Source organism: Bradyrhizobium sp. ISRA436 (genome assembly GCF_029910015.1).
GTDB lineage: Bacteria > Pseudomonadota > Alphaproteobacteria > Rhizobiales > Xanthobacteraceae > Bradyrhizobium.
The window spans coordinates 4,418,403-4,439,594 of sequence record NZ_CP094519.1 but is presented as its reverse complement, the minus strand read 5'-3'; the positions used below and the strand labels follow the sequence as shown (position 1 = coordinate 4,439,594).

At 64.1% G+C, this 21,192-nt stretch carries 20 protein-coding genes, 1 tRNA gene and 1 pseudogene; 16 read left to right on the top strand and 6 right to left on the bottom strand.

Annotated elements, in window-relative coordinates:
* Nucleotides 1-95: 95 nt before the first annotated feature.
* Nucleotides 96-1,784: a DUF87 domain-containing protein gene (locus MTX23_RS21070; RefSeq protein WP_280978133.1), complete on the bottom strand. Its 1,689-nt coding sequence runs from the start codon at nucleotides 1,782-1,784 to the stop codon at nucleotides 96-98.
* On the opposite strand from MTX23_RS21070, the gene MTX23_RS21065 reads away from it, so the two are divergent.
* The 7 genes from MTX23_RS21065 to MTX23_RS21035 all read left to right on the top strand — a co-directional run bounded on the left by MTX23_RS21065 (nucleotide 1,687) and on the right by MTX23_RS21035 (nucleotide 8,904).
* A complete protein-coding gene (locus MTX23_RS21065; RefSeq protein WP_280978353.1) occupies nucleotides 1,687-1,914 on the top strand; it encodes a hypothetical protein in 228 nt (75 codons plus the stop codon). The genes MTX23_RS21070 and MTX23_RS21065 overlap by 98 nt on opposite strands.
* Before the next feature lie 320 nt (nucleotides 1,915-2,234).
* Entirely contained in the window at nucleotides 2,235-2,684 is a 450-nt protein-coding gene (locus MTX23_RS21060; RefSeq protein ID WP_280972119.1) for a PAS-domain containing protein, read from the top strand.
* Nucleotides 2,685-3,041: 357 nt separating this feature from the next.
* On the top strand, nucleotides 3,042-3,998 hold the full coding sequence (locus tag MTX23_RS21055; protein ID WP_280972118.1) for a catechol 2,3-dioxygenase: 957 nt from the start codon (nucleotides 3,042-3,044) through the stop codon (nucleotides 3,996-3,998).
* Between the two features lie 126 nt (nucleotides 3,999-4,124).
* A complete protein-coding gene (locus MTX23_RS21050; RefSeq protein WP_280972117.1) occupies nucleotides 4,125-5,333 on the top strand; it encodes a cytochrome P450 in 1,209 nt (402 codons plus the stop codon).
* Nucleotides 5,334-5,417: 84 nt separating this feature from the next.
* Nucleotides 5,418-6,695 carry a sulfite dehydrogenase gene (soxC, locus tag MTX23_RS21045; protein ID WP_280972116.1) on the top strand — a complete coding sequence of 426 codons (1,278 nt, stop codon included), beginning with the start codon at nucleotides 5,418-5,420 and terminating at the stop codon, nucleotides 6,693-6,695.
* Nucleotides 6,682-7,227, top strand: coding sequence for a cytochrome c (locus MTX23_RS21040; RefSeq protein WP_280972115.1), 546 nt, complete (start codon nucleotides 6,682-6,684; stop codon nucleotides 7,225-7,227). Before soxC ends, MTX23_RS21040 begins: the two co-directional genes overlap by 14 nt.
* A gap of 189 nt (nucleotides 7,228-7,416) precedes the next feature.
* On the top strand, nucleotides 7,417-8,904 hold the full coding sequence (locus MTX23_RS21035; RefSeq protein WP_280972114.1) for an amino acid permease: 1,488 nt from the start codon (nucleotides 7,417-7,419) through the stop codon (nucleotides 8,902-8,904).
* A gap of 560 nt (nucleotides 8,905-9,464) precedes the next feature.
* Here the strand turns inward: MTX23_RS21035 and MTX23_RS21030 are convergent.
* Both MTX23_RS21030 and MTX23_RS21025 read right to left on the bottom strand, forming a co-directional pair.
* Nucleotides 9,465-10,433 (bottom strand): IS481 family transposase, encoded by a 969-nt coding sequence (locus MTX23_RS21030; RefSeq protein ID WP_280972113.1) that lies wholly within the window; start codon nucleotides 10,431-10,433, stop codon nucleotides 9,465-9,467.
* Nucleotides 10,434-10,653: 220 nt separating this feature from the next.
* On the bottom strand, nucleotides 10,654-10,980 hold the full coding sequence (locus MTX23_RS21025) for a hypothetical protein (RefSeq protein ID WP_280972112.1): 327 nt from the start codon (nucleotides 10,978-10,980) through the stop codon (nucleotides 10,654-10,656).
* A 296-nt stretch (nucleotides 10,981-11,276) separates the two neighbouring features.
* Here MTX23_RS21025 and MTX23_RS21020 point away from each other — a divergent pair, with 296 nt between their 5' ends.
* Together MTX23_RS21020 and MTX23_RS21015 are read left to right on the top strand one after the other, a co-directional pair.
* Nucleotides 11,277-11,555 carry a hypothetical protein gene (locus tag MTX23_RS21020; protein ID WP_280972111.1) on the top strand — a complete coding sequence of 93 codons (279 nt, stop codon included), beginning with the start codon at nucleotides 11,277-11,279 and terminating at the stop codon, nucleotides 11,553-11,555.
* A gap of 171 nt (nucleotides 11,556-11,726) precedes the next feature.
* Nucleotides 11,727-12,254, top strand: a complete 528-nt coding sequence (locus MTX23_RS21015; protein WP_280972110.1) for a DUF4269 domain-containing protein — start codon at nucleotides 11,727-11,729, stop codon at nucleotides 12,252-12,254.
* Nucleotides 12,255-12,533: 279 nt separating this feature from the next.
* Here the strand turns inward: MTX23_RS21015 and MTX23_RS21010 are convergent, their stop codons facing one another.
* Complete coding sequence (locus MTX23_RS21010) at nucleotides 12,534-12,962, bottom strand: hypothetical protein (protein WP_280972109.1); 429 nt, start codon at nucleotides 12,960-12,962, stop codon at nucleotides 12,534-12,536.
* A 524-nt stretch (nucleotides 12,963-13,486) separates the two neighbouring features.
* Here MTX23_RS21010 and MTX23_RS21005 point away from each other — a divergent pair.
* On the top strand, nucleotides 13,487-15,973 hold the full coding sequence (locus tag MTX23_RS21005; protein ID WP_280972108.1) for a penicillin-binding protein 1A: 2,487 nt from the start codon (nucleotides 13,487-13,489) through the stop codon (nucleotides 15,971-15,973).
* Between the two features lie 68 nt (nucleotides 15,974-16,041).
* Here the strand turns inward: MTX23_RS21005 and MTX23_RS21000 are convergent, their stop codons facing one another.
* On the bottom strand, nucleotides 16,042-17,253 hold the full coding sequence (locus tag MTX23_RS21000; protein WP_280972107.1) for an MFS transporter: 1,212 nt from the start codon (nucleotides 17,251-17,253) through the stop codon (nucleotides 16,042-16,044).
* A gap of 368 nt (nucleotides 17,254-17,621) precedes the next feature.
* On the opposite strand from MTX23_RS21000, the gene MTX23_RS20995 reads away from it, so the two are divergent.
* The 6 genes and pseudogenes from MTX23_RS20995 to MTX23_RS20970 form a co-directional block, all read left to right on the top strand.
* A complete protein-coding gene (locus MTX23_RS20995) occupies nucleotides 17,622-17,903 on the top strand; it encodes a hypothetical protein (RefSeq protein ID WP_280972106.1) in 282 nt (93 codons plus the stop codon).
* A gap of 48 nt (nucleotides 17,904-17,951) precedes the next feature.
* A complete protein-coding gene (locus MTX23_RS20990; protein WP_280972105.1) occupies nucleotides 17,952-18,425 on the top strand; it encodes a DUF2231 domain-containing protein in 474 nt (157 codons plus the stop codon).
* Entirely contained in the window at nucleotides 18,425-19,792 is a 1,368-nt protein-coding gene (locus MTX23_RS20985) for a sorbosone dehydrogenase family protein (protein ID WP_280972104.1), read from the top strand. The genes MTX23_RS20990 and MTX23_RS20985 overlap by 1 nt, the downstream gene beginning before the upstream one ends.
* Before the next feature lie 81 nt (nucleotides 19,793-19,873).
* A complete protein-coding gene (locus MTX23_RS20980) occupies nucleotides 19,874-20,086 on the top strand; it encodes a hypothetical protein (RefSeq protein WP_280972103.1) in 213 nt (70 codons plus the stop codon).
* Between the two features lie 34 nt (nucleotides 20,087-20,120).
* The gene (locus MTX23_RS20975) at nucleotides 20,121-20,570 is read left to right on the top strand and encodes a PPC domain-containing DNA-binding protein (RefSeq protein ID WP_280972102.1); all 450 of its coding nucleotides are present in this window, start codon (nucleotides 20,121-20,123) and stop codon (nucleotides 20,568-20,570) included.
* A gap of 52 nt (nucleotides 20,571-20,622) precedes the next feature.
* Nucleotides 20,623-20,819, top strand: a pseudogene (locus MTX23_RS20970) (cytochrome C oxidase subunit IV family protein); the annotation flags it as partial.
* A gap of 108 nt (nucleotides 20,820-20,927) precedes the next feature.
* Here MTX23_RS20970 and MTX23_RS20965 read toward each other — a convergent pair.
* Nucleotides 20,928-21,001 (bottom strand) — tRNA-Gln (locus MTX23_RS20965).
* Nucleotides 21,002-21,192: the final 191 nt, after the last annotated feature.

Genomic DNA, 21,192 nt, shown 5'->3' with positions numbered 1-21,192 from the left:
GAATGCGGCGTCGTCTGAAACCATAGTGGATGATGGCCTCGGTGCAAGGCGCATCAGCGCCCTGGCCATGGTCCTTATTGGCGCATCATCACGCGCTAGCGCAGCGGCTTCTTCAGGAGCGAGAAGCGATCCGGATCGAGTCCGAGCGAGGGCTGCAGCATCGGGGCTTCCGCCGGAGCCATCGAGCGCGACGGCGCCCGGTCGTTGGCGCCGGAATCGCCGAGCGCGTCGCGATGCGAGGTGGCGCCGCGCCAGCGTTCCAGCACGGCGGTGACGAAATGCATATCATGGCCGGCGGTGACCGACGGCACCGTGGCGATCGTGGCCTCGCCGCGCGGCACCTGGTGCGGCGGCACCTCCTTGAAGCGCAGGCGCGTCGGCAGCGCCACGCCTTCGCCGAACGCCAGCACCTCGCGGGTACCGAGCGAGGGCACGAACGACAGCAGATTGGCGGCGGCGTCCGAGACCGCGGAGCGCAGCAGCGCCTGGTCTCGGTCGTTGGCAAGGCGCATCGTGAACAGCGTATTGCACTGGGAGATGATGGTCGCGTCGAGTTCGGCCGGACGCTGGGTGATGAGGCCGAGATAAACGCCGTATTTGCGGCCTTCCTTGGCGATGCGCGACACCGCCTTGCGCGTCGGCCCAAATCCGATGTTGCGGTCGGCGGAGGCGTAGCGGTGCGCTTCCTCGCAGACGAACAGCATGGGCGAGACGCCGTCGCTCCACAGGCCGAAATCGAACGCCATGCGGCACAGCACCGACACCACGGAATCGACGACTTCGGCGGGGAAGCCGGCGAGCTGCATGATGGTCATCGGCTTGCCGTTGGCCGGCAGGCGGAACAAATGGCTGATCACTTCCGCCATGGTGTCGCCGCCGACGTTGGCGTTGTCGAACATGAAGGCGTAGCGCGGATCGTTGCGCACCGTGTCGATGCGCGAGATCAGCTTGTGATAGATGATGCGCGAGGAACGGTTCTCCAGCTTGCCCATGCGCTCGTCGATCAGCGAGATCAGGTCGACGAGGCGATAGGGCACCGGCGTATCCACGGTGTAGCCGATCTGCTTGGGGTCGACGCGCTTCAGCCCGAGGCCCACCCGGTCGGAGCTCTGGTATTGGGTGTAGATGCCCTTTGCGACCGGAATCACTTCGGCGAGGATGTCGAGCTCGTCGGGCACGCCCGGTCGGCCGCCGAACAGCACGTCGACGATCTCTTCGAAGTTGAACAGCCAGAACGGCAGCTTCAGGTTTCGCGGGTTGAGCACCTGTGCGCGCTCGCCGAAGCAGCGGCCATACTCGTTGTGGACGTCGAGCAGGAAGATGCGCAGGTTCGGCCGCGACCTCAGGATCTCGTTGAGCAGCAGCGACACGCCGGTCGACTTGCCGACGCCGGTCGAGCCGAGCACCGCGAAGTGCTTCGAGAGCATTTCCTCGACATCGACATAGGCAATCACCGAGCGATCCTGCTGCAGCGTGCCGACATTGATCTGGTCCGAGCCGCTCGGCGCGTAGACCGTGCGCAGCTCCTGGTTGGTGATCAGCTCGACGCTGTCACCGATGGTCGGATAGTGGGTGACGCCGCGCTGGAACTTGGGGCGCTCGCCGCCGAGGATCTCGCCGAGCAGGTCGACCGAGGCGGTCGCGATATAGGTGTCGGAAGGCGGCAGGTCCTCGCACGATACTTCCGTGATCATGGCAACGATGACCGAGCTGGCGCAACGGATGCTGACGAACCGGCCGACGGTCGCACGCATTTCCGAAAGCGGCATCTGGCCGGCGTCCATCAGCCCGACCCGGGCCTGCGAGCCGCGCACAGAGATCACACGTCCGAAGCATGTCACGGTTGAGGCCTGGTCGTTCCGAAAAATTAAATGCCCGGCCAATATGCCGGGGCGGGGCTGGAAAATCCGTTAAATCTCCACGGTTCCGGATCGGCTAAATCTACCGCGTTCCAGTGACGATTTGTTTTTGTAGCGCGGCAAGGCGCGAGGCCGCTGCTTGGTTTCCGCGGCGAAATCGTCGCTTTCCGGCACAGACGGCGATTGTTTCGCGGTGTTTCCGTTAAGGCGGGATTTACCATGTCCGAAGAGAGCTTCCTGCGGATCATGGTTTGTCGGTGCCTTGCACGATTTTGCCGCGTCTCTTCTCGGTATCGTGTAACCGATTGCTAACTGCGAGTTGTAACGCCCTCTCCATTTGTGCTGAGTAACGATGCGATCTCCGGGGAGACCAGCGTGAGCATCGAGGATCGCAATCCAACGTCTGGGAATGCCGAGGCCGGCTCGACCAAGGGGCTCGCGTTCTGCGCGGGCCTGTTGGTGGGCAGCCTGCTCGGAAGCGCGACGTCGAGCTGGAGCGTACGCGAAGGACTGCTGATGGCAGCGGTCGTGATCCTGACCGTCATCGTCGTCCTGATGCTGAAGCGACATCAGATCTCGGACCAGCGGCTCGCCGCCGAGCGCCGTAATCTCTCGACCGCCGTGAACAACATTCCGCAGGGACTCATTCTCTACGATGCGTCGGCCCGCATCATCATCTGCAACCGGCCTTACCTCGAGATGTTCGGCCTCTCGCCTGACATCGCGAAGCCGGGGCTGCACGATGCAGCGGCTGATCGCGCACCGCCAGGAGACCGGATCGTTCGATGGCGACGTCGACGAATTCTGCAATGCCATCATTCGTAGCGTGGCGCTCGGCGCAACATGCTCCACATCCTCGGCTGTACCGAAATGCAGGGCTATCTGTTCAGCCGCCCGGTGCCGGCGGCCGACATCCGCAAGCTGCTGTCGTCGTATCGCGAGAAGACCGCTTCGGTCGCCTGACCGAATTCCGGCCGCACCCGCCGGCGCCGGTGGTGATGTCGCGCGGCTGAGCGCCAGGCGCGCTGATCGATCCCTAAGCGGTGTCCCGCCGACGCCTACTATTTTGTTGACGAGACCTAATCCTTTGTACACTGGTACAAATAGTCCGCTGTCGCTTGTTCGGTCATAGCGATGACTCGCGAACGCGATCTGGCGTCGCCCGCGGAAGGAGGTCGCCTCATGCAGCCGGAACCGATCTTCGATCTCGCTCATCTCGGCCATATGGAGCTGCTGACGCCGAAACCGGACGAGAGTCTCAAATTCTTCGTCGACGTCATGGGCATGACCGTCAGCGGCCGGAAGGGCGAGTCGGTCTATCTGCGCGGCTGGGACGACTATGAACGCTACTCGCTCAAGCTCACGGCGTCGACGACCTCGGGCATGGAGCACATGGCGTTGCGCGCCCGCAGCCAGCAGGCGCTCGAGCGCCGCGTCGCGGCGCTGAAGGGCTCGGGCTTCGACATCGGCTGGGTCGATGGCGACATGGGGCAGGGACCGGCATTCCGCTGCCGTGATCCCGACGGCCACGTCATCGAGCTCTATTACGAGACCGAGTGGTACGAGGCGCCGGCCGAGCTGAAGCCGGCGCTGAAGAACCAGGCGCAGCGCTTTCCCGCGCGCGGCGTCAACGTCCGCCGGCTCGATCACCTCAACTGCCTCGCGGTCGACATCAAGGCCAACCGTCTGTTCTTCGAAAACTATCTCGGCTGCCGGACCACCGAGCAGATCGTGCTGAATGACGGCACCGAAGCCGCGATGTGGATGACGATGTCGAACAAGAGCTACGACTTCGCTTATACGCGCGATCATTACGGCTTCCACGGCCGCTTCCATCACGTCACCTACGCGCTCGACAGTCGCGAGGAGATCCTGCGCGCCGCCGACATCTTTCTCGAGAATGGCGTGCACATCGAGACCGGGCCGCACAAGCACGCGATACAGCAGACGTTCTTCCTCTACGTCTACGAGCCCGGCGGCAACCGTGTCGAGGTCGCCAATGCCGGTGCGCGCCTGATCCTCGCGCCGGACTGGAAGCCGATCGTGTGGACCGAGGAGGAGCGCAAGAAGGGGCAGGCCTGGGGTTTGAAGACGATCGAGTCGTTCCACACCCACGGCACCCCGCCAGTGACGCGCTGAAACGCCAGTCGGGAGGTTGCAACGCAAGTTCCGACAAGTTGATGCCGCACAGACGTCGGCCGGTCTTGCGCACGCGCCGTCACGCACCATGTTTCGGAGGCCGGAACGGCAGCATGAGGTGGCGCCATGGCGTCGCAACCCGATTTCTCCAGCGAAACCTTCAACCGAGATCCAGCCGCCGGCATCGCCGCGTTGCGCGCCCGCGGCGAGGTGGTCGACGTCAAGTTTCCGATCGTCGGACGGGTCTGGCTGACGATCACCTACGACACGGCCTCGGCGATGCTGAAGGACAGCGCGACCTTCACGCTGCGCAAGGAGGACGGCGAAGTCGCGGGCCTGCGCTGGTGGATGCTGAAGTCGATCGCGACCGTCGCCAACAACATGCTGACGATGGACGAGCCGGACCATACGCGGCTGCGCAGCATCGTCGACGAAGCATTCCGCCGCCGCGCCGTGCTCGGCATGGAGCCGCATATCCGCGCCATTGCCGATCGCCTGGCCGACGAGCTGTTCGCGGCAGGAAGCCCGGCCGATATCGTTCAGCGCTACGCACGGATCCTGCCGGTGTCGGTGATCTGTGAGCTGCTTGGCCTGCCGACGGCCGACCGGCCGAAATTCATCGCCTGGGCCAACGCGATGACACAGCTCAGGGGCCCGATCAGCTTTCTGCGCATGATGGGCTCGCTGTCGAAGATGCGACGATACCTTGCCCAGCAATTGCAGTCGGCGCGCGAGAAGAGCGGCGAGGGGTTGATCGCGGAACTGGTGCAGGTTGAAAAGGAGGGCGGCCGGATCACGGCGGACGAGATGGTCTCGATGATGTTCCTGTTGCTCGGCGCCGGCTCCGAGACCACGACGCATCTGATCAGCGGATCGGTGTTCGAATTGCTGAGGGATCCCGCGCGGCGCGATTGGCTCGCGGCCGATTGGGACCGCGTCCGTCTCGCGGTGGAGGAGTTCCTGCGCTTCGTGTCGCCGGTGCAGTTCACCGAGCCGCGCTATGTCAGGCGCGATGTCGAGCTCGGCGGCGTCAGGCTGAAGAAGGGCGATCGCGTGATGGCGATGATCGCGGCCGCCAACATCGATCCGATTGCGCATGAGCATCCGGAAAGGATGGATCTCGAGCGCAAGCCGAATCGGCACGTCTCGTTCGGGACCGGAATCCATTTTTGCCTCGGTCACCAGCTTGCGCGAATCGAGGCGGCCTGCGCGCTGCAATCCTTGTTCACGCGCTGGCCCCGCCTGCAGCTTGCGGTCAAGCCTGAGCAAATCCGCTGGCGCGGGCGGCCGGGTATCCGCGCGATCGACAAATTGCCGGTCGTCGCGGGCAGCTGATGGGGTATGCGCTGGATCGTTGCTTGACCTCCGGCGTTTGGTGTTAGGCTCGCACCGCGACATGAACGTCAGAGGAAAACGTCGATGAGCGAACAGACGACGGACAAGCGCGTGCGGGAGGCGTCCCGCAGGCATTTCCTTCAGGCGGGTGCGGCGTTGGCCGGCGGCTCTGCGGTGGCGGGGCTCGGCGGCTCGAGCGCGCTTGCCGAAGCCGGGAGCAATCTTCCACCCAACGTGCCCGAATGGATGAAGGCGCCGGGCGATCCGATGGGAAACCAGCCCTACGGCACGCCATCGGTCCATGAGAAGGGTGTCATCAAGAACATCTCGAAGACGCTGCCGCAATACATCTCGGCCTCGGGCCGCACGCCGTTGCAGGAACTCGACGGCATCATCACGCCGAACGGACTGTTCTACGAGCGTCACCATGGTGGCGTGCCGACCATCGATCCGGCCGAGCATCGGCTGATGCTGCATGGCATGGTCGATCGTCCGCTGGTGTTCACCATGGACGACATCCGCCGGTTTCCGTCGCAGTCGCGCATCCATTTCCTTGAGTGCTCCGGCAACCCTGTCTACACCAAGCCCTACGGCAAGACGGCGTCCGACCTTGTCGGTCTCCTGAGCTGCGCCGAATGGACCGGCGTGCCGCTGAAGACGGTGCTGAACGAGGCTGGCCTGCAACCGGGTGCCAAGTGGATCGTTGCCGAGGGCGCCGATGCCGCCGCGCTGACCCGCAGCATCCCGATCGAGAAATGCCTCGACGACGCCATGCTGGTCTACAGCCAGAACGGCGAGCGGCTGCGCCCGCAGCAAGGCTATCCGCTGCGCCTGCTGCTGCCCGGATTCGAAGGCAACATGAATGTGAAGTGGCTGCGCCGGCTGAAGGTGGTGGCGGAGCCCGCCTATTCGCGCGAGGAGACCTCGAAATACACCGATCCGATGCCCAACGGCACGGCGCGCGAATTCACCTTCTACATGGAAGCCAAATCGATCATCACGCGCCCGTCCGGCGGACAGAAGCTGACCACAAGGGGCTTTCACGAGATCACCGGATTGGCCTGGAGCGGCCATGGCAAGATCAAGCGCGTGGAGGTGTCGGTCGATGACGGCAAGAGCTGGCAGGATGCCGCGCTGCAGGAACCGGTACTGACGCGGGCGCTGACGCGCTTCCGCTTGCCCTGGCACTGGGACGGGACGCCCGCGGTGATCCAGAGCCGCGCCATCGACGAGACCGGCTACCTGCAGCCGACGCTTGCTGAGTTGGAGGCGGTGCGTGGCGTCAACTCCTTCTATCACAACAACGCGATCTGGGCCTGGCGGATCGACGCGAACGGCGAGGTGAGCAATGCGCAGGCTTGAGCTTAAAGCCGCGCTGCTTGCGAGCGCGATCGCGGCGATCGGTTTCGCTGCACAGGCCGAGGAGCGCTACGGCATCGGCCGGCCGGCGACGCCTGCCGAGATCGCCGGCTGGAATATCGATATCGGACGTGACGGCTCCAACCTGCCGCCGGGCAGCGGCAGCGTCGAGCGCGGCCGTGTGGTGTTCAGCGAGCAATGCGCCGCCTGTCATGGCGACAACGGGCAGGGCGGCATCGGCGACCGCCTGGTCGGCGGGCAGGGCACGCTTGCGACCCCCAAGCCGATCCGCACCGTCGGCAGCTACTGGCCTTACGCCCCGACGCTGTTCGACTACATCCGCCGCGCCATGCCGCAGAACGCCCCGCAGTCGCTGAGCAATGAGGATGTCTACGCGGTATCCGCCTACATCCTCAGCCTCAACGGCATCGTTCCGGCCAACGCCGTGCTCGATGCCAAGTCGCTTGCCGTGGTCAAGATGCCGAACCGCGATGGCTTCGTTAGCGATCCGCGGCCCGACGTGCATAACCACTGAAGGCCGCTTGCCTCTGCGCCCGGCGGCTTCGGCGGCCGCCGGCGCGCTTGGCAATAGTGCGGCGCCGCGATCCCGACAGTGGATAAAGCCGCCGTTCGTTGCCTGACGCTCGAACGTCTTCGCGCCCAACGCGTTATAGTTGCTGGCATCGTGTCGGGCTCGGTGGGGCCGACGGCGGAGGTGAGAGCTTTGGCCGACGTCTGGGTACGCAAATCGACCACCGAATTGTTGCAAGAAGCCGTTCAGGCGGTCGGCGACGCGGAAGCGCCGCGTTTGAAGCGCTCGCTCTCGGCGCTGCAACTGGTGAGCCTCGGCATCGGCGCCATCATCGGCGCCGGCATCTTCGTGCTGACCGGCCACGCGGCAGCCGCGAATGCCGGTCCCGCGGTCACCATCTCCTTCGTGCTCGGCGCTATCGCCTGCGCCCTTGCCGGGCTGTGCTACGCCGAGATGGCGTCGACCGTGCCGATCTGCGGCAGCGCCTATACCTATGCCTACGCGACGCTCGGCGAGCTGATCGCGTGGATCATCGGCTGGGACCTGATCCTCGAATACGCAGTCGGCGCGATCGCGGTCTCGGTTGGCTGGTCCGGTTATTTCGTGAGCTTCGTGCGCGATTTCGGCATCAACCTGCCGCAGCAATTCACCTCGGCGCCGCTCGCCTACGACGTCAACACCGGCGCTTGGTCGTCGACCGGTGCGATCATCAACATCCCCGCGATGGCGATCATCGTTTTCGTCACCACGCTGCTGGTGATCGGCATCCGCGAGTCCGCGCGCTTCACCAGCTTCATCGTCGCGCTCAAGCTGATCGTCATCGCGCTGTTCCTCGCCACCACCGCCTGGTCGGTGACGACGGCGAACTGGGTCACCGCAAGCAATCCGGACGGTTTGCTGATCCCGCCGAATGCCGGCCCGGGCGTCTACGGCTGGTCTGGCGTGATCCGCGGCGCGGCCGTGGTGTTCTTCGCCTATATCGGCTTCGACGCGGTCTCGACCACGGCGCAGGAGGCGAAGACGCCGGAGCGCGACATGCCGATCGGCATTCTCGGTTCGCTCGTGATCTGCGCCGCGCTCTATGTCGCCGTCGGCTTCGTGCTGACCGGCATCGTGCCGTACGACCGGCTGAACGTGCCCGATCCGATCGCGGTCGGCATCGACGCCGTCGGCGTCCGCTGGCTCGGTCCATTCATCAAGCTCGGAATCCTGTTCGGGCTGACGTCGGTGATCCTGGTCATGCTGCTGGCGCAGCCGCGGATCTTCCGCTCGATGGCATATGACGGCCTGCTGCCGGCCGTCGCCGCAAAAATCCATCCGCGCTTCCAGACGCCCTATGTCTCGACCATCGTGTCCGGTGTGGTCGCTGCCATCCTCGCCGGCCTGCTGCCGATCGGGCTGGTCGGCGAGCTCGTCAGCATCGGTACGCTGTTCGCATTCGCCGTGGTTTCGATCGGCACGCTAGTGCTGCGCCTGCGCGATCCCGACCTGCCGCGTCCATTCAGGGCGCCCGCAATCTGGCTGGTGGCGCCCGCCGGCGCCGCGGCCTCGCTGTTCCTGATGTTCGGTCTGCCGCTCGACACCTGGATCAGGCTGGTGGTGTGGCTCGTGGTCGGGCTCGTGATCTATGCGGTCTATGGCCGACGCCACAGCCGGCTGCGGACGAGTGGCGAGGGGTAGGCCCCACTCAATGCGCGGGATGGTGAAGAACCAACGGACCGCGTGAATCCACGTCCGAGGCCAAGGCCCAGCGACTAAGCTTCGCTCCGCCAGTTCCGTCATTCCCGTGCAAAGGCTGCGCCTTTGTCGCTGGAGGTGCGAGCCTTGCGGCGCAATCGCGCCGCTGGGCGAGCCTCGAAGGATGCGCGGCCTCGCTGGTGGCCGTGCTTCGAGACGGCCGCGATGCGGCCTCCTCAGCATGACGGAGCTGGCTTCGGATCGACTTGTCAAACAACGAGGACGGTATGTGTTCGCATTCTCGCGGCGCATTGCGTCCGAGCTTTGCATCTCGTTTCGCCCTTTCTTGATCAGAGGGCGCAGGGAAAGCCGGGTGCCGATCGCACCCATGGGCCCCGAGCAAATGGAAAGCTCGGGAGGTAGGACCACAGGTGAAACCGGAACGATCCCGGCTTTCCCTGCGCGATGGGTTACGGCTTATACGTGCTCGCCCCGGCGAGACTGGGCTTTGTTGTCACCGTCTTCGCAAAAGCGCTTCGCGCTTTGCAAGGAGACACCTGCCACTAGGTGTGGAGCCTCAAGAGGTTGTTCCCGGTTAATCCGAGCCTGCTGATCGGCGGCTTTGAGCCGATACTGCCATGAGGACGATGCCAGTTGTAGCGGTGAAGCCATCGTGGCAGCTCCGCGGCTCTTTCTGTTGAGGTGTTGTAGGCCTGCGCGTAGGCCCATTCTCGCAGGCTGGTCTGAATGAAGCGTTCGGCCTTGCCATTGGTTTTGGGCGTATAGGGCTTGGTGCGGATGTGCTTGAGGCCGAGGCGCTGACATGCCTTTCGGAAGGCGGCGGATTTGTAGCACGCGCCGTTGTCGGTCATGACGCGCTCGACCTTCACGCCCAGGCTCACGTAGTAGGCCACCGCCGCCTTGAGGAAGGCGACGGCACAGCCCTTTCGCGCGTTCTTCATGACCTGGCTGAAGGCGATCCGCGACGCATCGTCGATGCAAACATGGACGTATTCCCAACCTGGTCCTTGACGGCGAGAACGCAGGTTGCTCGCCCCACGTCGATCGCCGGTGATCCGATGGCCGATCCGATTGAACTTGCCGAGCTTTTTGATGTCGATGTGGATCAGCTCACCAGGATGCTGGCGCTCATAGCGCCGGATCGGCTCAGCCGGCTCCAGCGCAGCCAGCCGGTTCAAACCGAGCCGGCGCAGGATCCGGCTGACGGTTGCTGCTGAGACCCCGACCTCGCGCGCGATCTGCTTGCCGGTGTGGCGCTGCCGGCGGAACGTCTCGACAGCGGCGCATGTGGCGGCCGGGGTTTGGCTTGGCAAGGAATGCGGCCGTGAGGACCGATCCTGCAAACCATCGACGCCTTCTGCGCGGAAGCGCTTGACCCATTTGGCGACTGTCTTCGCCGTAACATTGAATTGGCGCGCGGCGGCGGCCTTCGTCAGGCCGCTCTCGATCACGCTCCGCGCCATCGCCGCTCGACCTTTTGGCGTCAAAGGCGCATTCTTGTGGATGTTCATCTGGTCTCTCCGGGGAACCCTGAAGCGTCGCAGCCTCAGCTTCCTCGGTTCAGACCAGATGGACAACCTCCTGAAAGCTCACAACTAGGGCGTCAGGCCTGCACGACTTCACCGTCCGCTATCTGCCACGCTCGTCAGCCGTGACAGCGGCGTCCACCGCATCTCGACCCAACACTCGTGACGATCGCGAAGCGCCCCTCAGGCGGGTGAGACGGGCGATTCATACATTGAGTTGCGCTTCTGGAAAACAGAAATATTTTGCGCGCGAGGGCTTGACGGGTTTTCGGTGAGTTGCCCGTCGGGTCGTTCTGTCGCACCCGTCACATGCAAAATTCCGTTGCCGGACCTCATTGCTGACCTGTGATCGCCGGCGCGGGTCGCTGTGCGTCATCACTTCAGGAAGTCCAGCAAATGCAACGGCAAGCGTCAGCATGGAGACGAGGAATGCGGACTTGGCGAATATCTTGCTCTTGCGCGCATCAGCCGCGCCCATCACCGCCTCGTGAGCACGGTTGAAGAGTTCTTTGTAGCGATCGTCGTCGGACATGCGAGCGGCCCAGGCGCGTTAGGTTGAGGCCATGTCTTGCATGGAAAAGGGCGCACATAAGGCGCGAGACACCGACCGATGGATCAATACAAGGTGCTGATATCTGCGGCTTGGAATCAGTTGCCGCAACTCGCGTCCCCGCGTCCCTGGCGCACAAGGAGCCAGACGTTCTTCGCTTGCAGCCTTGAGCGAAGCGCATGGCCGTGAGCAGCGCATAGCAGCTCCACCAGAACGTGGGTTAACCCACGGTGAGGAGATGCCACGTCGAGGCGCGGGCTGGCCCAAGGAGAAGAACAATGACAAAACGCAAGGAAGGCTTGGCGGCAACATTCCTGACGCTTGCTTCAGCATCTTTAGCATCCATGATGTTCACGTCTTCCGCATTCGCGCAGTGCGCGGAATGCGCGATCTATCCCAATCGCGATCCCTTCACCCAGGGTTTGGCGACACCGGCCCCGGCGCCGACCGTTGGGCAAAGCCGCGGCGCGTCATCTCGCTCGCCGTATAATGCGCGAGCTGAAATGCGCGGCTATCATGGCCGCTACGGCGGAAACGCGAGCCGTCGATATCGCTGACGGCGCCTGATCGCTGCGGCACTCGCCGAAGGGCCGGGCCCGGCGTGCCGGGGGGCTGGTCATAATATCGCGGCTGACGGGAGCGGCGCGCCAATCGGGGTGCGCCTAGCACAGACATCTCCGGCAAAGGCTGCTATTGCCACTGCTTCAGCAAGCGCGAGCATTTGTCGGATGAGCGTTCCCGACTACCTATCGGCCGTCATGAACTCGGCCGTGACCACAACGCTGAGGCCCTACGCTCCACGGGTCGTCGGCACGCTACCGCTTGGCCTCGCGGTATCGGGCAGCGACATCGACATCGTCTGCCACGCGCCTGACCTGAACGCCTTCGCGGCGGCGGTCTGGGAGCACTACCATCGGGCCGACGGCTTTGTGCTCTACCGCTGGACGTCGGGTACGCGGCCTGCGATTGTCCGGTTTCTGTGGGACGGCTGGCCGTTCGAACTGTTTGGCGACACGCGCCCAGTGGAGGAGCAGCCCGGCTGGCTCCATTTCGAGGTCGAGCGACGGCTGCTGGCACTCGGCGGTGGCCGGCTGCGGCAGGCCGTCAGCGCACAAAGAGCCGCCGGAATGAAGACCGAGCCGGCCTTCGCCGCCGTGCTTGGCATCGGCGGCGATCCCTATCGTGAATTGCTCGCGCTGGCCGCGGCGAGCGACGCGGAGTTGCGCGCGCTGCTCGCGACCGGGGATTTCGCCTGAACGTCAGGCGATCTCGTTCAGGGCGCGGCGGATCGCGGCGAAGATCGCCTCGATCTGCTCCTCGGTGATGATCAGTGGCGGCGAGATCATCAAGGCGCCGCAGCCCCCAATCACTTGGCGATGATCATCATCGGCGCGCCATCGCTGGGCGGCAAGCCGGTCGGCAACAATCGCTTCTATGGCGCGAACGACTCCCGCCTGAACACCGGGCTGGCCGCCGGCTACTGATTGGCATTGCGATGAGAACAGGGCCGAGCCGCTCGCGGAATCGGCGGCGTCTCAAGCGACGGCCGTCGACGTGTCGTGCATTGGCTCGGCCGTGAGGAGCAGCCGCCGGCGAATCGCATCCTCGACCAAAGCCAGGGTCTGGCGGGCTTCGCGTGCCTCGGCCTCGGCGGTCTGGGCACGAAACTCGATCGCCTCCAGTTGCTCCTGCTGGGCTTCGATGCGCTTCTGCGCCTCTTCAAGCGCCCGGGACGCCTCTCTCAGCTTGCATTCGGTCACATTGATGATCTCGAGCTGGGCCCGCTCGGCGGCCTCGGCGCGCGTCTCGGTCGCGCGGGCCCGATCCTCGATGCTGCGGAACAGGTCCGCGGCCTGGTAGACGAGGTCGAGGGCCTGGACGCCCACATTGGGGGCGGGCGACCTTGGAAGGCCGAGAATGTTTTCGCTGGTTACGAAAGGTCTTTTGAAACCGCGCAGTGCCATGGAGGTCAGCCCGTCGCGAGTCATTATGATATGGGACACGATGCGGCTGATATGGCTAACGAATGGTTAATTGCGGCCGATTTCTGGTTGTGCCGACGGGGACCTGAAGCCTTAGTTGGTGTAGTCACTGGAGCCGGCGGCGGCGCGAATCCATTCCCACAACAGGCTCGGCAACACAGGAGGAGGCTGTGAGCGGCGCGGGTCGGCGACATCGCGCGCATGTGATCGATGCGATGACCACAGGAATGTGACGGCAGTCGGACCGGTCACCTGTTCGACAACCTTTCGGAGCCGCCGCATCGGGCGACGGAGCGCCCGGTTCAGCCCACCGATTGCGGCTTCCCGGAACCTCACTGATTTGGCCGGGAGCGCGAACCGCGCTCTATGGCATAAGTTTGGCGCCCGATCCGCTATTTATTCTCCCGCATCGAATTGCAGGTACCGGGAGCGACCGATATACCGACCCCCTGTGTGGCTGGCAGCGGGCTCAGAATGAGCCGCGTATTCGCCACGGGACTTCGTCGATGAGATTGCTGTTACGGTTCTTTGGATTTCTGTTCACCGCAGGATCGATCCTGTTTCTGGCTGGCCTTGCCGCGGTCGCGGGCCTGTTCTGGCATTTTTCCAAGGATCTGCCCGACTATACGCAGCTTCAGAACTATGAGCCGCCAGTGATGACGCGCGTGCACGCGGCCGACGGCTCGCTGCTCGCCGAATACGCCAAGGAGCGCAGGCTTTACCTGCCGATCCAGGCGGTGCCGAAACTCGTGATCAACAGCTTCCTCGCCGCAGAGGACAAGAATTTCTACGAGCATGGCGGCGTCGATTATACCGGCATGGCGCGCGCCGGCCTGGCCTACATCCAGAACTACGGGTCCAACCGCCGTCCGCAGGGCGCCTCCACGATCACCCAGCAGGTCGCCAAGAACTTCCTGTTGACCAACGAGGTGTCGTTCTCCCGCAAGATCAAGGAAGCCTTGCTCGCGATGAAGATCGAGCGGGCCTATTCCAAGGACAAGATCCTCGAGCTCTACCTCAACGAAATCTATCTCGGCCTCGGCGCCTACGGGATCGCGGCGGCCTCGCTGGTCTATTTCGACAAGTCGGTGAACGAGCTCACCATCGCCGAAGCCGCGTATCTGGCGGCGCTGCCGAAAATGCCGGCCAGCCTGCATCCGGTGCGCAACCACGCACGCGCCGTCGAGCGGCGCAACTACGTGATCGACCGCCTGCAGGAGAACGGCTGGATCACCGCGGCCGATGCCGACAAGGCGCGCAAGGAGCCGCTGGTGGTGACCAACCGCGCCAGCGGCGCGCACACCTTCGCCGGCGAGTATTTCTCGGAAGAAGTTCGCCGCGACATCTTCGAGCGCTACGGCGAGAAGAAGCTCTATGAGGGCGGCCTGTCGGTCCGCACCACGCTGGATCCGAAGATCCAGGTGATGGCGCGCAAGACCATGGTGGCGGGGCTCGTGAAATACGACGAGCAGCAGGGCTATCGCGGCCCGATTCAAAGGCTCGACATTTCCGGCGACTGGGGCGTGCCGCTCGCGGAGATCAAGTCGCTTTCGGACATCTCGCCGTGGCGGATGGCGGTGGTGCTGGAGACCAGCCCGCAGTCGGCGCGGATCGGCTTCCAGCCGGGCCGCGAGCTCGGTGGCGCCGTCAGCAAGCAGCGCGAGACCGGCATTGTCACGCTCGATGGCGTGAGATGGGCGAAGGCGGCCTCCGGGCTTCTGAGAGGCAAGACGCCGGCCTCGGTGGCGCAGGTGCTGCAGCCCGGTGACGTGATCTACGCCGACCCGCTCTACAAGGACGGCCATCTCGTCGAAGGCCAGTATCGGCTGCGCCAGATCCCCGAGATTTCGGGCGCGATGGTGGCGATGGATCCGCGAACCGGCCGCGTGCTCGCGATGGTCGGCGGCTTCTCGTTCGACCAGAGCCAGTTCAACCGCGCGACGCAGGCCTACCGGCAGCCGGGTTCGACGTTCAAGCCGATCGTCTATTCGGCGGCGCTCGACAATGGCTACACGGGATCGACGATGATGATCGACGCGCCGATCGAGATCGATCTCGGGCAGGGCAACGTCTGGCGCCCGGAGAATTTCTCTACCGGCCGCTATCAGGGCCAGGTCACGCTGCGCAACGCGCTGCGACTGTCGCTCAACACCGTGACAGTGCGGCTCGCGCAGGAGATCGGCATGCCGCTGATCGGCGAGTACGCAAAGCGCTTCGGCGTCTATGACGAGCTGCCGAACTATCTCTCCTACGCGCTCGGCGCCGGCGAGACCACGGTCATGCGCATGGTCACGGCGTATTCGATGATCGCCAATGGTGGCCGCCGCGTGAAGCCGACGCTGATCGATCGCATCCAGGATCGTTACGGACACACCATCTTCAAGCACGACCAGCGCGAATGCATTGGCTGCGACGCGCCGGAGGGATGGAAGAACCAGCCCGAGCCGCAGCTGATCGACCGCCGTGAGCAGGTGCTCGACGCCATGACCGCCTATCAGATCACCTCGCTGATGGAGGGAGTGGTGCAGGCCGGCACCGGCACGGCGCTGAAGGAGGTCGGCAAGCCGATCGCCGGCAAGACCGGCACCTCCAACGAGGCCAAGGACCTGTGGTTCGTCGGCTTCTCGCCGGACCTCGTCGTCGGTCTGTATGTCGGCTACGACAAGCCGCGCTCGCTCGGCAGGACCGCTCAGGCCGGCCATACCGCAGCTCCGATCGCGCGCGACTTCATGAAGCTAGCGCTGGCCGACAAGCCGCCTGTTCCGTTCAAGATCCCGCCCGGCATCCGGCTGGTTCGCGTCGTGGCCAAGACCGGCGCGCGCGCTGGTCCAGGCGAGACGAGCGGCACGCTGCTCGAAGCCTTCAAACCGGGCCAGGCGCCACCGATCTATGACACCGTCCCGGGCACCGATGTGATCGACGGGACCCAGGCCGGAATCTCGCCGGACGCGGATCGCGCGATCGTGCGGTCGGGGACGGGCGGGCTGTACTGAGGGCTTGAGTGACCCGCTTGCGGGTCACACAGCACCGTGTGGTCACGCCCGGTTGGTCGCGGACGGCCTCAATAGTGCTTCACGACGCTTCGAAGCGAAATCCACAGTGCGACCGAGAGCAGGCCGAAGCCTGCGAGACACAGGAATGCGAGCTGGTAGCCGATCCATTGGGCGATCCAGCCGCCCAGCGCGGGGCTCAGCGAGGCGCCAATTCCCTGCACGGTGATGACCGCTCCCTGGCCGAGATTCACACGGCCGGTTCCGTTGAGCGTGCGCGCCACGATGCCGGGGACGGCCACGCTTTGCAGACCTGCGCCGATGCCGTCGAGGATCTGCACCGGAAACACGCCCCACCAGCCCGACAGGAAATACGCCAGCACGCCGCGCGCGGGCAGGGCCAGAAACGACGCAAGCAGGACCGGCCAGAAATTGCGGCGTTCGGCGGCGTGCATGCCGACGACGGACATGATCACCATGACACCCTGGGCAACCACGATCGTGGTCGCCACAACTCCGGCGCCATTCTTGAGACCGCTCGCGACCGCGGCCAACCCGTAGAGCGGCACGATCGCAGCGTTACCCAGATGGAAGATCGCGAGCGCGACGGCAAGCACCAACAGCGGCTTGTGCCTGATGAGAACGCGAAATCGGTGCGGCTCGCTTTCGGGATCGTCTTCCTTGCCGCGCGCTGCGTGATGATCGATGGCATCGGCGGGAATCAACATCACGCTTGCGATCGTCAGCACGCCGAACGCTGCTGCCAGCAGGAACACCGCGACATACCCGTAGCGCCAGCCGAGATAGCCTGAGGCTGCGGCGCCCAGCATGTTGCCTGCGTGGTTGAAGGCCTGGTTGCGGCCGTTCTGCCGGTTGAAGCCGCGTTGCCTGACCATGCCGAGCGTGATGCCGGTCACCGCCGGAACGATTGCGGCGCCCGCGACCGAGGTTGCGATCTGGGACAGCGCGACGGCCCAGAACGTTTGCGACACGAGGATGATGGCCGATGCCACGACGACCGCGACACCCGGAACGATGACCCACGCGCGCTTGTGGTTGGTCGTATCGATGCAGCCGCCGATCGGCGTGGTGATCAGCATGCCCGCGACGTTCCCGATCGTAAGCGCAGTTCCGATCAATCCGCTGGTCCAGCCGTGACTCTGCAGGAACACCCCGACGAACGGTCCGATCCCGGACTGCATATCCGCCATGAAGAAATTCAGTGCGAGCAGCGCCCACAGCGGCCCCGTCATGGCGAGTGTCTTGGCTTTTCGGCTGGTCATGATCTGATGCGCCCGTCGGTCTCGAGCAGAACTCCCCCGGTGCGCGCTTGTTGCGAAGCGGCAGGTCGGTGCGGTGCACAGGAACAAACGCGACAAGGCAGACTTGGGTCCGATCAACGTTCGAATGAAGGAACGGAACGAACAAAGACGCGCACGGCTCACGGCCATGTCGCGATGTATGATCGTGACCGCTATGCTATTCCCGATATGATGCGGCGTCCGGCCTGCAGCCAACGAATTTGAGCAACCTCAGCTCTGAGCTCCTTCCGCGATCTGCCGAAGGTGCGCCGATGCAACCGCCGCTGTCGTGCCGGTGGCAGCGAGCGAAAGCAGGCTTGGATGGGAAGTTGGGAAGAGGAGGCGGCGTCGTGGTGCTGCCCACAGCGCCTGAGGTCCTCTTGACCTATCTCAATATGATATATGCAACAACGACGATGACCGCTGCGATGATCAGCGAGGTGAGCAGCAGCCCGTACAGGCGCGCCTGCCTGGCTTCCGTGGTTTCTGCGGTGGAGGGTGGCGGCGGTTCAGCGGGACCTTCGCGGACCATGGTCGGCTTCCTGCGCGTGCTGCTGTGGTCTCGACGACAGGTCGACGTCGTTACTGCGCCTTCGTTCCTGCTGTTCCGGATCTGCCGTCGCGTGCCTTAGGAACATCGCCCCAGGCGAGTCGTTGGTGGCTCATCCTGGAGGCTCCGAATGTCAGAGGCAACGCAAGCCGCTACCCGCACAACAAATCCGGACTCGACGGCGCGGATCGCCATGCATCCCATCCATCCGATGTTGGTGCCATTTCCGATCGTGTGCTTCGTCGGCGCGCTGATCACCGACATCGCCTATTGGCAGACCGCCCAGATGATGTGGGCCGACTTCTCCGCATGGCTTCTGTTTGCCGGCCTGGTCCTTGGCGTGCTCGCGGCCATTGCCGGCCTGATTGATTTCCTGGCCAGCCGCCGCATCCGCGAGCTAGCGCCGGCCTGGCTTCACATGGTCGGCAATGCGGTGGTCCTGCTGCTCGCCTTGTTCAATTCGTTCGTTCACAGCCGCGATGCCTGGACTTCGGTCGTTCCTACCGGACTGGTGCTCTCCGTACTCACGGTGCTCGTGATGCTGTTCACGGGATGGCTGGGTTGGGAAATGGTCTATCGCCGCCACGTGGGAGTTGCGGATTGATGCCTGTGGTCAACTGTCCAATCGAGATAAGCCGCATCCGGCTTGCCGCGGTTCTCTCGGCCGCATTATGCCTTGCAGGGTGCAGTGAAACCGCGCCTGATCCCAAGACCCAGATCGGTGCGAAGCCCGATCTGCCGGCGCTGCAGCAGTACCTGATCCCGCCGATGCATGTCGCGCCGGTCGTGGGATGGCAGCAAGGCGAGAAGCCGACAGTGCCTGACGGCCTCCAGATCACCGCGCTTGCCACCGGTTTGCAGCATCCGCGCTCGCCTTATGTCCTGCCCAACGGAGACATTCTCGTCGTCGAGTCGAAGGCGCCTGGTATCGAGCCGATCAAGCGGCCGAAGGACTTCATCATGAAATGGGTGGAGTCGTGGGCGACATCGGGCGGCGATACCGGGGAAAGCAATCGCATCACGCTGTTGCGCGGCGCGAATGGCGACGGCAAGCCGGAACTGCAGAGCGTCTTCCTCGATCACCTCAACTCGCCGTTCGGCGTTGCGTTGGTCGGTAACGATCTGTACGTCGCCAATACCGACGCGATCGTCCGTTATCCCTATCATACCGGTGATACGAAGATCACGGCCCCCGGGCAGACGCTGACGCCGTTGCCGGGAGGGCCAATCGACCATCACTGGACCAAGAGTTTGGTGGCAAGCCCGGACGGCTCGTTGCTCTATGTCGGTGTGGGCTCGAACAGCAACATCACCGAGAACGGCATCGAGGCGGAAAAGAACCGCGCCGCGATCTTGGAGGTCGATCGCGCGACCGGCCGCTGGCGGATCTTCGCAAGCGGATTGCGCAATCCGAATGGCCTGACCTTCGAGCCGCAAAGCCACGCGCTGTGGACTGTCGTGAACGAGCGCGATGAGATCGGGCCCAATCTCGTCCCGGATTATCTGACGTCGGTCAAGGATGGTGCCTTTTACGGCTGGCCTTACAGCTATTTCGGCCAGCATGTCGATCCGCGCGTGCAGCCTCAACGGCCCGACCTCGTGGCGAAGGCGATCGCGCCCGACTATGCCTTGAGTTCGCACGTCGCGCCGTTGGGCCTCGCGTTCTACAACGGCGATGCGCTTCCGCAGCGCTATCGCGGCGGCGCTTTCGTCGGCGAACACGGCAGCTGGAACAGGCCGCAACTCAACGGCTACAAGGTCGTGTTCGTCCCGTTCGCCGACGGGCACCCCAATGGCCCGGCACAGGATGTCGTGACCGGCTTCCTGAACAAGGACGAGAGATCAGGCGGCCGCCCAGTCGGGCTGGCGATCGACAAGTCCGGCGGCCTTCTGATCGCGGATGACGTCGGCAACACCGTATGGCGTGTCACCGGCGCAAACCGGCAGCCGACGAACGCAAGCCTGCGATAGGCCCTGACCACAACGACGGCATCGCCGCTTTTGCGCCGTGCGCAACGTGCCGCAACGAATTGATGCGATGAGGAGATGACGATGGGATTGGCTCAGTACGCAGTGGTTCCGGTGCACGGCGAATGGGGAGTCCTGCACGACGGCAATCTGAACGGCGGATATGCCACCAAGGAGGCGGCGTTCGAGTCGGCGGCGGCCGCCGCGTCGCTGGCGATCCGGGAAGGCCATGAAGTCCACGTCAGCGTGCCCGCAAGGGAGGAGCGCGAGCCCGCTCTGGGCCAGCGCGCGCCATGAGCGTTCGCGAACGCGATCAGACAGAGGTGCTTTCATGAAAGCCAAGCTTGTAGCCGACGAGGCAGGGCAACGGATTCACGTCGCGGTTCTTGATTCCGGTGAAGAGGCGTTTGCAGCGCTCACCGACATCGCAAGGAAGCTGGAGATACCGGCTGCGTCACTGACCGCGATTGGCGCATTCCAGAAGGCGACGGTCGGGTGGTTTGATCTCGAGCGAAAGACGTACAAGAAGATCGAGGTGCGCGAGCAGTGCGAGGTCTTGAGTGCGATCGGCGACGTCGCGGTTGCCGACGACGGTCGGCCGAGCTTGCACATGCACGTCGTGCTTGGGCTGGCTGACGGTACGACCCGAGGCGGGCATCTTCTCGCGGCCACGGTGCGCCCGACGCTCGAGGTCGTGATGACGGAGACATCGGCCTCGTTGAGGCGCACCAAGCGGCCAGACCTGGGGATCGCGCTGATCGATCTCGCAGCGGGCAGCTAGGCGTGCCTCAGGGCTGGTTGGCGCCGCCCGGACATTGTTTTCCATGAACCGATCGATGCCCGTGGCGATCGTCATGCTCGCGATCGCACAGATGGGCGTGCATCTTGTGTTCTTCCTGCACATCACGACGGGGCCAGACAACACCAACAACGTGATGGCGTGTTCCTCGTGACCGGCGGATCGTTGTGGATCATGGCTAACCTCAGCCAGAACATGCCGATGGATCAGATCATGCAGATGCAGCGGTAGCGTCGGGGCGGCGGCATGAGAGGATGCGGTGGCGCCAATCGACGAAGACCGCCGAGCTGCTGCGCGCGCCGGTACCAATCAGGCGGACAGGGGATGGATTGCCAAATCTGGCTGGGGAACCTGGATTCGAACCAAGACAAACAGAGTCAGAGTCTGTTGTGCTACCGTTACACCATTCCCCAAAAATTGCTCAACAGAGTCAATAGCTTAGCTGAATGACTGGGCAATCTTTGCGGCGAAAGCGGCTGGCAAATCAGCGCCTCGCGCGAGTGGGGTCCTTCTACTCGGTTGGTCCCGGACTTGGCAAGCATTGATGACGCCTGATTGGCGTCAAAATACCCGCCTTTGGCGCCGGCTGGCATCGCGTGCGCCC